Genomic DNA, 15,423 nt, shown 5'->3' on the forward strand with positions numbered 1-15,423 from the left:
GTCACCCGCCAGCCGGTCGCCGCGCAGACGGTGATCCGGTCGAGCCTGTTCGAGGCGGGAAATGCCGCCGGCGTGCCGGTGTCGGTGATGATGGCGCTGATCCGTGACTATTCCTATGACGTGGACTTCCAGCGCGACCTTCAGCCGGGCGACCAATTCGAGGTCCTTTATGAGCGGCTGGTCACCGCGGACGGCAAGAGCGCCGGCGAAGGCGACGTGCTCTACGCCGCGCTGGTGCTAAGCGGCAAGGAGTACCCGATCTACCGGCACAAGAGCCGGGACGGGCGGATCGACTATTACAACCGCGACGGCGAGAGCATCCGCCGCGCCCTGCTGCGCACGCCGATCGACGGCGCGCGGATCACCTCGGGCTTCGGCATGCGCCACCATCCGATCCTGGGCTTCAGCAAGATGCACAAGGGCATGGATTTCGGCGCGCCGACCGGAACGCCGATCTACGCCGCAGGCGGCGGTGTGGTCGAGGAGGTCGGGCCGAACGGCGCCTACGGCAATTACATCCGCATCCGCCACAACACCCAGATCGCCACAGCCTACGCCCATCTGAGCCGGATCGCCAAAAGCACGCGCCGCGGCGCCCGTGTCGACCAGGGCGACGTCATCGGCTATGTCGGCACCACCGGGCGGTCCACCGGCCCGCATCTGCATTACGAGGTGCTGAAGGGCGGCCAGCAGATCAATCCGAAGAGCATCGACCTGCCGACCGGCGACAAGCTGGAGGGCCGTGAACTGCAAGCCTTCGAGCAGACGGTGCGGTCGCTGGAGAAAACCTTCGAGCAGGCGCGCAGCGGCCTCCAGCTCGCCCGCACCCCGGGCCCGCACGAGGACAAGGGCTGCACCAAGGCGACGACCTGCTGAGGCGTCGCCCCGCCTACTCCTGGTGAAGGAAACGGCGGATGGCGCTGGCGAGGATCTGGACGCCCTTCTCCTCGTCGTCCGCCATCTTGCGGAGACGGTCGCGCATGGCCTGAACCTGCGGCTTCATCTGGGCCGCCTTGGCGATGGCCAGTTGCGCCTCTTCCGGTTTCATGTCGTTGTCGGCCATGGCGTGCTCCTTCCGCTCGCAACCAGGATGAGACAGTCGGCGCCGGGATTCAACGGCACCTTTTCCGCGGATCAGGATCAGCGAAACAGGCCGGCGCTCTCCGCCGCCTGACCGCCGGTTCCCAGCTTGAATTCCGTGACGCCCGGCGCGCTGTCCGGGTTGATGCCGCCGAGGTCGAGCCAGCCCACGCCGCGCGCCTTGAGCGCCAGGGCCGCCCGCCACAGCACCAGCCGCATCGCGCCGCTCTTGCGCCCCGACTCGCTCGACCAGCCGATCTGGTAGGTGGCCGAGCCGCCATGAATGTAGAAGAGCGCGCTCGCCGCCGGCGCGGCGGTCTTCGAGCGATCCTCCAGGGCGGCGACCATCAACACCCCGTCGCCCTTCCCTCCGCCCTTCAGCAGCGCGTTGCGGATGCGCACGGCCAGCGCGCCGGTCATCGGACGAAACTGCTTGGTCAGGGCCTGCTCATGCTCCTGCTTCATCAGCCAGGGCAGGTTCTTGGCCTCCCAGTCGAGGTCGATGACCAGACCCGCCTTCTCCGCCCCCTTCAGCCTCTGGCGCCAGTCGCGGGCCATCGCCGCGCGCAACTCCTCCTCCCCCCGCGACAGGTCGAGCCAGACCGTGCGGTAGCCGGGGCCGAAGCGGCGAAAACCGCAACGTTGCAGCATCGCCTCGGCCTCCGGCCCGGCGGCCAGCTCGGGCAGCAGGCTGGCCCGGTTCAGCGGGTTGTCGGGGCAGGTCCGGCGCAGCAGGCGGAAGACCGCCTCCTGAATCTCCAGATCCGGCTCGATCCCGTCGAGCCACAGCGGGCCACGGTGGATCTGGCGCTGGTGGAACAGGCGCAGCGTGCGCCGCTCCAGAAGCTGGACGATCCCGATGGGCGTGCCGTCGCGCCGGATCAGGCCGAGCCGCGGCACGAAGCCATGGGTGCGCCCCATGGCGCCGGCGTAGGCGAAGCACTGCGGCAGGGTGGAGCGGGGAACGCGGGCGAAGAGCGCCGCCCACTCGCCCACCGTCCCCTCGTTCCACAGGATGGTGACGGCGCCTTCGGAAGTGCTCGGGGACGGCATGGGAGGGTCCGGCGTCAGGCGGGCGGCAGGGCCGAGGTGGCCTCTTCCACCTGGGCGAAGCTCGGCCGGTACTCGGGCTCCAGCACGTTTCGCGAGTATTCGACCGAGATGGCCGGGGCGTAGCCGGACAAATGCGCGATCAGACCGATCTTCATCGCCTGATAGTATTTCCCTTCGGCGTGGTAGATGTTCTTCAGGCCGCTGGCGATCGGCGCCAGGAAGCCGTAGGCGACGAGAATGCCGGTGAAGTTGCCGACCAGCGCGCCGCCGATCAGCTTGCCCAGAACTTCCGGCGGCTCGGTGATCGACCCCATGGTGTGAATCACGCCCAGCACCGCCGCGACGATGCCCAGCGCCGGAACGGCGTCGGCGACCGCCTGGATGGCGTCGGCGATCCGCTGGTGCTCGTGGTGCATGGTCTCGATGTCCTCGTCCATCAGGTCGACCAGCTCGTGCGGGTTGTCGGCCCCGAGCGACATCAGACGCAGATAGGTGCAGAGGAAGGATATGGCGTGGTGGTCGCCGTAGAATTTTGGAAACTGCTGGAAGAGTGGTGAGTCCTCGGGTTTCTCGATGTGCTGTTCGAGGGCGAGCAGCCCTTTGGTCTTCGCGATCTTGAAGACCTGATACATCATGGTGAGAAGTTCGAGGAAGTCATCCTTTTTGTATTTTGGCCCTTTGAAGAGGTGGCCGAGTTCCTTGCCTGTGTGTGTGACCACCGCTTTTGGGTTGCCGATCAGGAACGCGCCGGCGGCGGAGCCCAGGATGATCATGAACTCGAAGGGCATCCACAGCACGCCCAGGTGACCGCCACCCAGGACGTAGCCCCCGAAGACGCTGAACACCACGACGCCGAAGCCGATCATCACGAACATGTCTTCCGTCCTCCAGCGTCATTTTCCGTGCCTTGGCCGGTCCGCTCCGCGGAAAGCCGGTCAGGCGGGGGTGCTTGCGTTCTGCCGGCCCAGTGACGCAGCAATCCCTTGAGTTTTTGTAAATCACCCGGCGTCGGACGCGATCCTAGCCGTGACAAAGGATCGTGTCACGAAAGGAGTACCCGAAAAGCACCCCGCCGCAGCCACACGCGCAAAAGAAAAGGGACCGCCCGTGGGCGGTCCCTCTTCACACGCTCGGACGATCCGGCGCCGGCCCGATCAGCCGATCCGCCAGGTGTCCGGAGCCTCCTCCAGACGCTTGAGGAGCGCCACGCGCTGCTGCTCGATCTCGTCCGGCAGGTGGCTGCCGAAGCGGTTGAACAGCTCCTCCTGGTCCTTGGCCTCGGCCTCGGCTTCCTTCCGGTCGATGTCCATGATCTTGCGGAACTTGTCCTCGGCGAAATCCAGACCGGCCCAGTTCAGGTCCTGATAGCGCGGCATATAGCCGAACGGGCTCTCCGCCGCATCGACCGCACGGCCGCGGACACGATCGACGATCCAGCGCAGGACGCGCATGTTGTCGCCGAAGCCCGGCCAGACGAATTTGCCGTTCTCGTCCTTGCGGAACCAGTTGACGCGGTAGATGCGCGGCAGGTTCTCCACCTTGCCTTCCATCGCCAGCCAATGGTTCCAGTAGTCGGCCATGTTGTAGCCGCAGAAGGGCAGCATGGCGAAGGGGTCGCGGCGGATGGCGGCCTGGCCCACGGCGGCGGCGGTCGCCTCCGAGCCCATGGTCGCCGCCCAGTAGACGCCCTCGCGCCAGTTGTAGGCCTCGAACACCAGCGGGAAGGTCTTGGACAGGCGGCCGCCGAAGATGAAGGCGGAGATCGGCACGCCCGCCGGGTCTTCCCAAGCCGGATCGATCGACGGGCACTGCGCCGCCGGGGCGGTGAAGCGCGAGTTCGGGTGCGCGGCGGGACGGCCCGACGCCGGGGTCCAGTCGTTGCCCTGCCAGTCGATCAGGTGAGCCGGCGTCTCGTCCGTCAGGCCCTCCCACCACACGTCGCCGTCGTCGGTCAGCGCGACGTTGGTGAAGATGACGTTGGCGTTCAGCGTCTTCAGCGCGTTCGGGTTCGACTTGATGCTGGTGCCCGGCGCCACGCCGAAGAAGCCGGCCTCCGGGTTGATGGCGCGCAGCGTGCCGTCCGGCTGCGGCTTCACCCAGGCGATGTCGTCACCGATGGTGCGGACCTTCCAGCCTTCGAACTCGGCCGGGGGGACCAGCATGGCGAAGTTGGTCTTGCCGCAGGCCGACGGGAAGGCGGCCGCGACGTAGGTCTTCTCGCCCTCCGGGCTTTCCACGCCGAGGATCAGCATGTGCTCGGCCAGCCAGCCCTGCTCGCGGCCCATCGAGGAGGCGATGCGCAGCGCGAAGCACTTCTTGCCGAGCAGGGCGTTGCCGCCGTAGCCCGAGCCGAAGGAGACGATCGAGTGATCGGCCGGGAAATGGACGATGTACTTGTGGTCGGCGTTGCACGGCCACGCCACGTCCGGCTGGCCGGGCTCCAGCGGCGCGCCGATGGAGTGCAGGCAGGGCACGAAGTCGCCGTCGCCCAGGATGTCCAGCACCTTCTGGCCCATGCGGGTCATCATGCGCATGTTCACCGCGACGTACGGGCTGTCGGAAATCTGCACGCCGATGTGCGCGATGTCGGAGCCCAGCGGCCCCATGCTGAAGGGCACCACATACATGGTGCGGCCCCGCATGCAGCCCTCGAACAGGCCGTCCAGCTTCGCCTTCATCTCCGCCGGGGCGACCCAGTTGTTGGTCGGGCCGGCATCCTCCTTGCGCTCGGAGCAGATGAAGGTCCGGTCCTCGACGCGGGCGACGTCGCCCGGATCGGAACGGCAGAGGTAGGAGTTCGGGCGCTTGGCCTCGTTCAGCTTGATGAAGGTGCCCGATTCCACCATCTCGGCGCACAGGCGGTCATATTCCTCCTGCGATCCGTCACACCAGTGCACCCGCTCGGGCTTGCACTTGTTCGCGATCTCCTCGACCCAGGCCAGGAGCTTCTTGTTCCGCGTGCGCGTTGTTCCGGTCATCCTTTGCCTCTCAACTCGTCTCCGGGTTCGCCGCCCCCTTGGAATGCGGGGGCCGGTGCCCGGAGGTCCGGACGGCTGGCCTTTTCGGCCCTTATCGAAGCCGTCCTCGTTCGGTGGCGGTGTCGTTCCGCCGGCTCAAACCACCGCAGCCCGGCCCACAGGCCGGACGGCGGTCATCCCGACGCGCCCCCCGGGCGCGCCCGATGTCCTGATTGGCAAGAGAGGGGTGGCCCGAGGGCCACAAACCCAAAACGGCAACGGGTCGGTCCGTTATGGTCCACTGACGTTTTCTCCTGGTTGCGCTCTTTTTTGCGCGCCGCTTGCCGCGGCGTCGTGGTTAGCCGTCACGATCATTCGATTCCACCGGCGAATCCACCGGGTCATCCGCCGCGCCGGGCGCGCTGCCGGACGCGCTCTGGCGGGCCTGCCGGGCGAGCCCGGCAAGAGTGACCCTAGCGTCTTCGGGGTTTTCCACGCTGTGATCGAAATCAACCCGCGCCATTTCGCCGCTGCGGCGCAGGTCGCAGCCGTCGGGGTCGATTCCGGTCATCGTCCACGGCTCGGCGCCGTCGGCGGATCGTCCGGCGAGAACTGTGGCGTACAGCCGCAAGGCGTCGGCGTGGTCGGCGTTCATGTGGCCCAGGATGGCGCCCTCGGCCTCGGCCAGCGCCGCGGGGACGCCGGGCAGCAGGAGGTCGGCGCGGTCGAGCCACCGCACCCGGCCGAAGCCGGCCACCAGATGGGCGCGCTCCACCGACACGGCATAGACGCTGAAATCGGCGAAGCCGGCGTAGAGAGCGGCACCGGGATGGCGCGCCAGGAAGCGGGCGCGGTGGCGCGGCTCCTCCGAACGCTCGGCCCGCCCGAGAACCGACAGCCTCGGCCCGGACAGCGGTTCCGCCAGCCCTGCCGTTCCGTCGAACAGCAGGCCGACGCGCGGGTCCCGCGCGATGTTCTTCGTGTGGTCGGCCAGCGTGGAGAGCAGAAGAAGGGGCGTGCCGTCGAGGTCGAAGGCCACCTGGACCAGAGAGGGATAGGGCCAGCCGGCCCGGCCATCGTGTTGGCCATCATGCTGGTCGTCATCCCCGCGCAGGGCGGTGGACAGCGCCGCGAGCCCGGCACCACGCATCAGGCGCCTTGCGGCGCCTCCCGTTCGGCCGCCAACGTCCGATGACGCCGCGGCGCCCGGCCCCGATGGGGTCGGACGGATGGGGAACTCGTCGGAACTCATGCCCTGAAACGAATGCGTTCTCCCGCGCAGCACCGTTTCCCCGGCGCCGCATTGGTGCCATATTGGCCCAGACAAATAGGTTGGGAAAAGCGAAAAGTTGGCTTTTCATGCCTTTGCGCCGCCTCATAGGCATCGTGGAGCATTAGGAAAGTCCGCTTTTCGAAATAAGACGAAACCATTCTTCCGTAGTAAGCGACCGTAAGGGGCCGGTCATCCGCTGGAATTGGCCGCGGACGCCGATCGCCGACACCGGCGGTTGCTGAAAACGGGGTGTGTGATTGGGAACGCGAACGACATGTCTCACACCGTAGCGTTGGTGGATGACGACCGGAACATCCTGACCTCCGTTGCCATGGCGCTGGAAGCGGAGGGGTTCGAGGTGCGCACCTACACCGACGGCGCCGAAGCGCTGCGCGGCCTGACCCAGCGCCCGCCGGACCTCGCCGTGCTGGACATCAAGATGCCGCGCATGGATGGGATGGAGCTGCTGCAACGCCTGCGCCAGACCAGCCATCTGCCGGTCATCTTCCTGACCAGCAAGGACGACGAGGTCGACGAGCTGATGGGTCTGCGCATGGGCGCGGACGACTACATCAAGAAGCCCTTCTCGCAGCGCCTGCTGGTGGAGCGCATCCGCACCCTGCTGCGGCGCGAGGCGGCGACCCGCGACAAGACCGCGCCGGAACCCGGCGTGATGCTGACCCGCGGCCCGCTGGTCATGGACGGCGCCCGCCATTCCTGCACCTGGAAGGGCCAGCCCATCGACCTGACGGTGACGGAATTCCTTCTGGTGAAGGCGCTGGCCCAGCGCCCCGGCCATGTGAAGAGCCGCGACCAGCTCATGGACGCCGCCTACGGCGAGAACGTCTATGTCGACGACCGCACCATCGACAGCCACATCAAGCGGCTCCGCAAGAAGTTCAAGGCCATTGATTCCGACTTTGCGCAGATCGAAACGCTCTATGGCGTCGGTTACCGATACAGGGAGTGAGGTCCGCGCGCCGGACCACGCCCCTTCCCCACCCGTCAAGCCCGGCGCCGCGCCGCGCGCCGCGTCCCGGCGCCGGGTGCGCGGCGTGCCGTCGCCGCTGACCCTGCGGATTCTCGCCGTCAACGTGCTGGCGCTGCTGCTTCTGGTCGGCGCCCTGCTCTATCTCGGCCGCTACCAGGACCGGCTGGTCCAGGCGGAGCTGGACGCGCTGGAGACGGAGGCGCGCATCTTCGCCTCGGCGCTCGGCGAGGGCGCCGTGCAGCGGGCCGCCGAGGAGCCGGAGCAGGGCCAGGAAAGCTACGAGCTGTCGCCGGAACTGGGACGCCAGATGATCCGCCGGCTGGCGCTGGCGACGGAGACGCACACCCGGCTCTACGGCCCGGACGGGCGGCTGCTGTCGGACAGCCGCGTGCTGACCGGCTCGCCCGGCAAGATCGAGATCCAGGAACTGCCGCTGCCGCCCGCCGGCGACCCGGCGTCCCGCGCGGTCAACGAGTTCTACGCCCGCTTCATCGACGTGGTGCCGAGCCGGGAAAACCTGCCGCTCTACCGCGAGCCGCCGGGCCACGCCGCCGAATCGGTCGCCCCGCCGCCCAACGTGGAGCGCGCGCTGGCCGGCGAGAACAGCGCGACGGTGTGGCGGCTGGCCTCGCCCGTCGCCCGCTCCAACCTGCTGCTGACGGTCGCCGTCCCGGTCCAGCGCTACAAGGAGGTGCTGGGGGCGGTGCTGCTGTCGCGCAGCGGCACCGTGATCGACGAGGCCATCCGGTCGGTGCGCACCGACATCCTGCGCGTCTTCGCGGTGGCGCTTCTGGTCACGGTCCTGCTGTCGCTCTATCTGGCCGGCACCATCGCCCGGCCCATCCGCAAGCTGGCCCAGGCCGCCGACCGGCTGCGCACCGGCCATGGGCGCCACACCGAGATCCCCGACTTCACCCGCCGCGGCGACGAGATCGGGGAGCTGTCCGGCGTGCTGCGCGACATGACGGCGGCGCTGTGGGCGCGCATGGACGCCATTGAGCGCTTCGCCGCCGACGTCGCCCACGAGATCAAGAATCCGCTGACCTCGCTGCGCAGCGCGGTCGAGACGGTCAGCCGCATCCAGGACCCGGCCCGCCGCGACAAGCTGATGGCGATCATCGCCGACGACGTGCAGCGGCTGGACCGGCTGATCAGCGACATCTCCAACGCCTCGCGCCTGGACGCCGAGCTGTCGCGCGCCGCGCTGGAGCCGGTGGACATCGGCGCCATGCTCCGCACGCTCGCCGACATCCACCACACCACCGCGGAGGACGAGGACGAGGAGGACGGCGACGGAACGGACGCCCCGCCGAGCGTCGTCATCGAGCCGCCGCGCGGCGGGTCGCTGACCGTCAAGGGGCTGGAGGGACGGCTGACCCAGGTCTTCCAGAACCTGATCGCCAACGCCCTGTCCTTCTCGCCGCCCGGCGGGCAGGTCCGGCTGGCCGCCCGGCGCACCCCGGACGGCGCGGTCGAGGTGACGGTCAGCGACGACGGCCCCGGCATCCCGGAGGGCAAGGAGGAGGCGATCTTCGAGCGCTTCTACACCGAGCGGCCGGCCGGCGAAAAGTTCGGCACCCATTCGGGGCTCGGCCTGTCGATCTCCAAGCAGATCGTGGAGGCCCACGGCGGCACCATCCGGGCCGACAACCGGCTCGGCCCCGGCGGGGAGACGACCGGCGCCGTCTTCACCGTGCGCCTGCCCCGCCCTTGACGGACGTCCAGGTTGGATTTCCACATTCTTGGATTTCCACGTGGTGGATGCGGCATAGTTGCAATTTGAGAAAAGACGTATGGACAAAGTCGTGGGTGCGGCGGATGCTCGATTCTGGTCATTCCCGCGCCTGCGACGGCTGGCCTTTCGACAACCGGACGTCACCTACCGGAAGAGGGGCCATGTCAGACGCCACGTCAGACGCCAAGTCCGAGTCAGACGCCAAGTCCGACTTCAAGCCGATCGCACCGCGCCAGACCGACGAGGCCGCCCCGACTTCGGTCGCCCCGGCCTCGATCAACGTCATCGACTTCCGCCGCTACCGGCTGGCCCGCCTGATCCGCGAGGCCAGCGTCCAGCAGGGCGAACTGGCCCGGATGATGCGCGCGTCGGCCGACGAGCGGACGCAACTGGCGCAGGCGCTCCAGGGCGCCCAGCGGCATCTGGCGACCATCGCCGACAGCTACAGCCATCTTCTCACCCGCCTGGCCCGCGAGAAGGATTTCCGCACCGCCTGCCAGGAAGCCGCGGAACTGGACGATCTGGACGAGATGATCCGGCGGCGCGACGCGCTGGCCAGCGAGCTGTTGGACATCCGCCGCGCGGCGCGTCCCGGCGGCCCCTGCCTGGGCTTGGCCGCGGGATGCGACCGGCCAAGCTGAGGGCGGCCAGGCTGAGGGCAGCCGGGAAGCAGGCGGCGGGCCATGGCCGTCGCGGCGGCGCATTCGAGGCGGACCGGGCGGGAAAAGGATGCATTTTCGGCATCCCATTGACAGAACCGGCGGCACGCCTCACCTTCGCGGGATCATGGCAACGATTCACGGCACCTGCGTCCTGGTCGGCCCATGGAATGGCGGCCATGGAAACGGCGGCAACCGGGGCGAAACACCCATCGGCGTGCTGTTGCGGGGACCGTCGGGCAGCGGCAAGTCCGATCTCGCCCTGCGGATGATCGACGCGGGGGCGCTGTTGGTTGCCGACGACCGGGTGGAGCTGCGCGTGGAGGATGGCAGGGTGATGGCGACGGCGCCGGCGGCGCTGGCCGGACTGCTGGAGGTGCGGGGCGTCGGCATCATGCCCATGCCCGCCGCCACGGAGGCGGAAATCGCCCTGGTCGTCGATCTGGTGCCGCGCGGCGCCGTGGAGCGCCTGCCCGAGGAGGAGACTGCCGACCTCCTCGACCGGGCCGTGCCGCGTCTCGCCCTCTGCCCCTTCGACGCCTCGGCACCGGCCAAGCTGAAACTGGCCGCCGCCGCGGCGCGGGCCGGCTCGCTGGGAAAGGTACCGAACCTGCCATGACCGACCGCCTCACCGTGCAAGACCAGCCGATGGAACAGCCCGCGGGCCAGGGCGGACAGCTCGTGCTGGTCACCGGCATGTCTGGCGCCGGCATGTCCATCGCCCTGAAGGCGCTGGAGGATCTGGGCTACGAGGCGGTGGACAACCTGCGCCTCTCGCTGGTCCCGGCGCTTCTGGAGCAGGCCGACCCGCGCAAGCGCCCGCTGGCCCTGGTCATCGACAGCCGCACCCGCGACTTTTCCGCCCACGCCATGCTTGAGGAGGTCGAGGCGCTGAAGGCCCATGCGGAGCTGGAGGTGCGGCTGGTCTTCCTCGACTGCGGGGACGAGACGCTGCAGCGCCGCTTCACCGAGACGCGCCGCCGCCACCCGCTGGCCATCGACCGCCCGGTGCCCGACGGCATCCAGCTGGAACGCGCCATGCTGCTGCCGCTGAAGCAGCGGGCCGACGTGACCATCGACACCACGCAGCTGTCGATCCACGACCTGCGCCGCATCCTGGCCGGCAACTTCCAGATCGGCACCCAGGCGGCGCTCCAGGTCTTCGTCACCTCCTTCTCATTTCGGATGGGGTTGCCTCGCGAGGCGGACCTCGTGTTCGACGTACGCTTCCTGACGAATCCCCATTATGATCCGGAACTGCGACCGCTGACCGGCCTGGATCCCCGCGTGGCGGCGCGGGTGGAGGGCGACCCGGATTTCGCCGAATTCTTCCGTCATCTGACGGACCTGTTGCAGCCGCTTCTGCCGCGCTACAACCAGGAGGGCAAGAGCTACCTGACCATCGCGGTCGGCTGCACGGGCGGCAAGCACCGTTCCGTGTTCGTCGCGGAACGGCTGGCCGCGTGGCTGGGCGGGCTGGGGTTGAAGGTCGGGATCAGCCACCGGGAGCTGGAACGTCAGGCCCCGCGGGCCGGCTGACAGCCGAAGGGCGGCCAGGGGGACTGGCCGGAGGGGTGAACTGGATCGATCCGGATAAGGGATCGTTCATAAGTGCCGCAATAAGAATGTGGCTTCGGGGGAGGCTCCAGAATTGAAGGATGTCCCATGATCGGTATGGTTCTGGTAACCCACGGGCGCCTCGCGGAAGAGTTCATCGCCGCGCTGGAGCATGTGGTGGGTGAGCAGCAGCAGGTGCGGGCCGTGTGCATCGGCCCAGACGACGACATGGAGCAGCGCCGCCAGGACATTCTGAACTCCGTGGCCGACGTGGACGACGGGTCCGGCGTCGTCGTGCTGACCGACATGTTCGGTGGAACCCCGTCCAACCTCGCCATCTCCATCATGGACAAGGCGAAGGTCGAGGTGATTGCCGGCGTGAACCTGCCGATGCTGATCAAGCTGGCCAGCGTGCGCCGCCAGGAAACGCTGACCCACGCCGTGACCGCCGCGCGCGAGGCCGGTCAGAAATACATCAACGTCGCTTCCTCGCTGCTGTCGGACGGGTGACCCGATGAGTTCTCCAGATGAGAAGGCGCCCGCACAAGGCGCCCCTGGTATCGACGGACAGAATCCGGAGAGGAATCCCGAAATCTGCCAGACCGTCACGATCAGCAACCAGCGCGGCTTGCACGCCCGCGCGGCGGCGAAATTCGTGAAGCTGGTCGCCACCTTCGATGCCGAAATCGAGGTGCGGCGCGGCGAGACGCAAGTGTCGGGCGAATCCATCATGGGCCTGATGATGCTGGCCGCCGGCCCCGGCACCTCGGTGGAGCTGTACGCCTATGGCCGCGAGGCCGAGGAGGCCATGGCCGCTCTCGTGGATCTGATCACCCGCAAGTTCGATGAAGACTGACGTTCCGGCCGCAGGCCAGGGACGGTCGTTGCGCGGGTTGGGCGTTTCGCCCGGCATTGCCATCGGCCCGGCCCATGTGGTGGAGAGCGGCGCCATCCGCGTTCCCGAATACACGCTCACCGCCGACCAGGTGGAGGCCGAGGCCGCGCGCTTCGCCGACGCCTGCGGCAAGGCGCGCCGCCAGATCCGCAAGCTGAAGGCCAAGGCGCTGGTGCTGCCCGGCTCGGCGTCGGAGGAGATCGGCTTCCTTCTCGACGCCCATCTGGCGATGGTCACCAACTCCCGCCTGACGCGCGGCGTCGAGCGTCGCATCCAGCAGGAGCTGGTCAACGCCGAGGCCGCGGTCCAGGCAGAGATCGCCACCATCGCCCAGACCTTCGCGAGCATGGAGGACAGCTACCTCGCCGGGCGCATCGCCGACGTGCGCGAGGTGGGGCGGCGGCTGATCCGCAACCTGATGCGGCACGAGTATCAGGCCTTCTCCATGCTGAATCCCGGCGCGGTGATCCTGGCCGAGGAGCTGACCCCGGCGGACACCGCCCTGCTCGACCCGCGCCGCGTCGCCGGCTTCGCCACCGTGCTCGGCGGCGCCGAGGGGCACACGGCGATCATGGCGCGCTCGCTGGGCATTCCGGCGGTGCTGGGCGTCGGCGGGCTGCTGGCCGGGCTGAAGAACGGGATCACGGTCATCGTGGACGGGGTGCAGGGGCGCGTCATCATCGACCCCACCCCCGAGGTGCTGGAGGACTACCGGCAACGCCGCGCCGAGCGCGAGCGCGAGCGCGAGCAGCTGAAGGGCCTGCGCAAGCTGCCGGCGGTCACCCGCGACAACACCGCGGTGACTCTCCAGGCCAATCTGGAGCTGCCGCGCGACCTCGACCACGCGCTGGAGAACGGGGCGCAGGGCATCGGGCTGCTGCGCACCGAATTCCTGTTCATGAACCGCGACCAGCTGCCGGACGAGGACGAGCAGTACACCGTCCTGCGCTCCATCGTGGAGGGCATGGGCGGCCGCACCGTCACCGCCCGCACCATGGATGTCGGCGGGGAGAAGCTGGCCGGCTGGATGGCCGGCCGCTACGGCGAGCCGGCGAACCCGGCGCTCGGCCTGCGCGCCGTCCGGCTGGGCCTGCGCGAGCCGAAGCTTCTGGAGACGCAGCTCGCCGCCATGTTGCGCGCCGGCGTCCACGGGCCGCTGCGCATCCTGCTGCCGATGATCTGCTCGGTTGCCGAGGTGCAGCGCGTGCGCGAGATGATGGGCCAGGTGGCCCGCCGCCTGCGCCGCCGCGGCGTCCCCATCGCCGACCCGCTGCCGCCGGTGGGCGTGATGGTGGAGGTGCCGGGCGCGGCGCTGTCCGCCGACGCGCTGGCCTACGCCGCCGACTTCTTCTCCATCGGCACCAACGACCTGACCCAGTACACGCTGGCCATCGACCGCGGCGACGAGCAGGTCGCCTCGCTCTACGACCCGCTGCACCCGGCGGTGCTGCGCCTGATCCAGTTCACCATCGAGGCGGCGCTGCGCGCCCGCATCCCGGTGTCGGTCTGCGGCGAGATCGCCGGCGATTCGCGCTACACCGCGCTGCTGCTCGGGCTCGGCGTGCGCGACCTGTCGATGGTGCCGCCGGCCATCCCCCTGGTGAAGCGGCGCATCCGCAAGCTCGACCTCCAGGAGGCCACCCGCCGCGCCCGCGTCATCATGGACCAGAGCGACAGCGGGCGGATCGCCGCCCTGCTGGACGACTTCAACGCCGTGGGCTGAGACGGCCTCTCCTTTTCGAAGGCGAGAGGACAGCGCTTGGTGACGGCGACGCCGGAGGAGTCGGCGGCGCCCTCGACGGAATGAGCCCGATCCACCGGACCGGGCTCATCCTCACGTGGAACGTCTTACTGGCCCTTGCCGTCCGTGGGCACCGCGGCCGCATCGCCGGAGGAGGCCGCGGTGGAACCGCTGGCACCCTTCGCCGGGCTGCCCGGCACCCACCAGCGGCGGGCCTCGCCGTCCGCGGCTTCCGGAGCCGCATCCGCGCGGGTCTTCAGCATCGAGAAGACGATGGAACCGCCGACCAGGACGGCCGTGATGCCCAGCGCCACCGCCGTCGGCATCTTGTAGATGTCGATCATCAGCATCTTGGCGCCGACCACCACCAGAACCAGCGACAGGCCGTATTTCAGGTAATGGAAGCGGTGGATGATCGAGGCCAGCGCGAAGTAGAGGGCGCGCAGGCCGAGGATCGCGAAGACGTTGGAGGTCCAGACGATGAACGGATCGGTGGTCACCGAGAAGACCGCCGGGATGGAGTCCACGGCGAAGACCAGATCGGTGAACTCGATCAGGATCAGCACGAGGAACAGCGGCGTCATCATCCGCACGCCGTCGCGCATCACGAAGAACTTCTGCCCCTCGTAGCCGTCGGTCATGCGGAAGCGGGAGCGGACGAACTTGACGATCCGGTTGTTCTCCATGTCCGGCTCGTCGTCCACCGACATCAGCATCTTGATGCCGCTGAAGATCAGGAAGGCGCCGAAGATGTAAATGATCCAATGGAATTCCTGAATCAGCGCCGTGCCCGCCACGATCAGCACGCCGCGCATCACCAACGCGCCCAGGATGCCCCAGAACAGCACCCGGTGCTGGTACTGCGGCGGCACCGCGAAATGCGTGAAGATCAGCGCGATGACGAAGATGTTGTCGACGCTCAGGCTGTATTCGATCAGGTAGCCGGTCAGGAACTCCAGCCCCTTCTGCGACCCTTGGAAATGAAAGACGCCGGCGGCGAAAATCATCGCCAGCGTGGAATAGGCCGCGCAGCGCATCAGCGCCTCGCGGCCGGAGATCACATGGGATTTCTTGGAAAATACACCAAGATCAAAGGCCAAAAGCACGCCAACGAAGACGGCGAAGCCGGCCCACATTAAAACGATCTGATCCATGGAACTGTCCCTTGCTTCATGCACTCCGCTCCCGCAAGCGGAGACGTCGATCGTCACATGAGCAGTCCGACATCACCGATGCGCCACGGCGGGACGCATCGGCCAGAGGGGCCCGGACTGGAATCGTGACCGCAAGGTCTGCGGTCAACGGACAAGCGCGCGCGACGGCTTTGCCGCGGCGCGCCAGAGCGCCCGCCTCCATCGTTTGCCGTGGAGACGTGGCGGTCGGTCAGGATGTTGGTTCGGTGCGGTCCATGCCGATGTCTCCCAAAGGCCCGTCGGGGACCGTCGTCCGGCGGTGGACCTTGTGGTGGAGCGGGACCCAGGG

The 15,423-nt window shown here is 68.3% G+C and carries 15 protein-coding genes (1 of these 15 only partly in view); 9 read left to right on the plus strand and 6 right to left on the minus strand.

Annotation, left to right across the window (positions count from 1 at the left end; genetic code table 11):
• On the plus strand, positions 1–876 hold the 3' portion of the coding sequence (locus tag ACWPN7_RS00270) for a peptidoglycan DD-metalloendopeptidase family protein (protein ID WP_459197580.1). Its footprint begins 489 nt before the window's first position; only the last 876 of its 1,365 coding nucleotides appear in the window; its start codon lies off the left edge, out of view; its stop codon occupies positions 874–876.
• 13 nt (positions 877–889) lie between these two features.
• On the opposite strand, the gene ACWPN7_RS00275 is transcribed toward ACWPN7_RS00270, so the two are convergent.
• From ACWPN7_RS00275 to ACWPN7_RS00295, 5 genes are all read right to left on the minus strand, one after another.
• Positions 890–1,063, minus strand: a complete 174-nt coding sequence (locus ACWPN7_RS00275; RefSeq protein WP_175428775.1) for a hypothetical protein — start codon at positions 1,061–1,063, stop codon at positions 890–892.
• A gap of 77 nt (positions 1,064–1,140) precedes the next feature.
• Positions 1,141–2,133: a GNAT family N-acetyltransferase gene (locus ACWPN7_RS00280; RefSeq protein ID WP_103041729.1), complete on the minus strand. Its 993-nt coding sequence runs from the start codon at positions 2,131–2,133 to the stop codon at positions 1,141–1,143.
• 14 nt (positions 2,134–2,147) lie between these two features.
• Positions 2,148–3,008 carry a flagellar motor stator protein MotA gene (gene motA, locus ACWPN7_RS00285; protein WP_492273080.1) on the minus strand — a complete coding sequence of 287 codons (861 nt, stop codon included), beginning with the start codon at positions 3,006–3,008 and terminating at the stop codon, positions 2,148–2,150.
• 279 nt (positions 3,009–3,287) lie between these two features.
• The gene (locus ACWPN7_RS00290; RefSeq protein ID WP_282184649.1) at positions 3,288–5,156 is read right to left on the minus strand and encodes a phosphoenolpyruvate carboxykinase (GTP); all 1,869 of its coding nucleotides are present in this window, start codon (positions 5,154–5,156) and stop codon (positions 3,288–3,290) included.
• 292 nt (positions 5,157–5,448) lie between these two features.
• Positions 5,449–6,240 carry a HugZ family pyridoxamine 5'-phosphate oxidase gene (locus ACWPN7_RS00295; RefSeq protein ID WP_040133820.1) on the minus strand — a complete coding sequence of 264 codons (792 nt, stop codon included), beginning with the start codon at positions 6,238–6,240 and terminating at the stop codon, positions 5,449–5,451.
• Positions 6,241–6,637: 397 nt separating this feature from the next.
• Here ACWPN7_RS00295 and ACWPN7_RS00300 point away from each other — a divergent pair, with 397 nt between their 5' ends.
• The 8 genes from ACWPN7_RS00300 (at position 6,638) to ptsP (ending at position 13,923) form a co-directional block, all read left to right on the plus strand.
• Positions 6,638–7,333: a response regulator transcription factor gene (locus ACWPN7_RS00300; protein ID WP_014199781.1), complete on the plus strand. Its 696-nt coding sequence runs from the start codon at positions 6,638–6,640 to the stop codon at positions 7,331–7,333.
• A complete protein-coding gene (locus ACWPN7_RS00305) occupies positions 7,305–9,068 on the plus strand; it encodes a stimulus-sensing domain-containing protein (RefSeq protein WP_456526132.1) in 1,764 nt (587 codons plus the stop codon). The genes ACWPN7_RS00300 and ACWPN7_RS00305 overlap by 29 nt, the downstream gene beginning before the upstream one ends.
• 182 nt (positions 9,069–9,250) lie before the next feature.
• Positions 9,251–9,730, plus strand: coding sequence for a hypothetical protein (locus ACWPN7_RS00310; protein ID WP_040133822.1), 480 nt, complete (start codon positions 9,251–9,253; stop codon positions 9,728–9,730).
• 145 nt (positions 9,731–9,875) lie between these two features.
• Positions 9,876–10,367, plus strand: coding sequence for an HPr kinase/phosphorylase (locus ACWPN7_RS00315; protein ID WP_451994732.1), 492 nt, complete (start codon positions 9,876–9,878; stop codon positions 10,365–10,367).
• Complete coding sequence (gene rapZ / locus ACWPN7_RS00320; protein ID WP_137116795.1) at positions 10,364–11,287, plus strand: RNase adapter RapZ; 924 nt, start codon at positions 10,364–10,366, stop codon at positions 11,285–11,287. Before ACWPN7_RS00315 ends, rapZ begins: the two co-directional genes overlap by 4 nt.
• Before the next feature lie 126 nt (positions 11,288–11,413).
• Entirely contained in the window at positions 11,414–11,815 is a 402-nt protein-coding gene (locus tag ACWPN7_RS00325; protein ID WP_014199776.1) for a PTS sugar transporter subunit IIA, read from the plus strand.
• A gap of 4 nt (positions 11,816–11,819) precedes the next feature.
• Positions 11,820–12,161, plus strand: a complete 342-nt coding sequence (locus ACWPN7_RS00330) for an HPr family phosphocarrier protein (RefSeq protein ID WP_014199774.1) — start codon at positions 11,820–11,822, stop codon at positions 12,159–12,161.
• Positions 12,151–13,923, plus strand: a complete 1,773-nt coding sequence (gene ptsP, locus ACWPN7_RS00335) for a phosphoenolpyruvate--protein phosphotransferase (RefSeq protein WP_014199773.1) — start codon at positions 12,151–12,153, stop codon at positions 13,921–13,923. The genes ACWPN7_RS00330 and ptsP overlap by 11 nt, the downstream gene beginning before the upstream one ends.
• A 125-nt stretch (positions 13,924–14,048) precedes the next feature.
• On the opposite strand, the gene ACWPN7_RS00340 is transcribed toward ptsP, so the two are convergent.
• Positions 14,049–15,095 (minus strand): TerC family protein, encoded by a 1,047-nt coding sequence (locus ACWPN7_RS00340; protein ID WP_149651053.1) that lies wholly within the window; start codon positions 15,093–15,095, stop codon positions 14,049–14,051.
• Between the last annotated feature and the right edge of the window lie 328 nt (positions 15,096–15,423).

It is taken from the genome of Azospirillum sp. UENF 312511 (genome assembly GCF_058780635.1).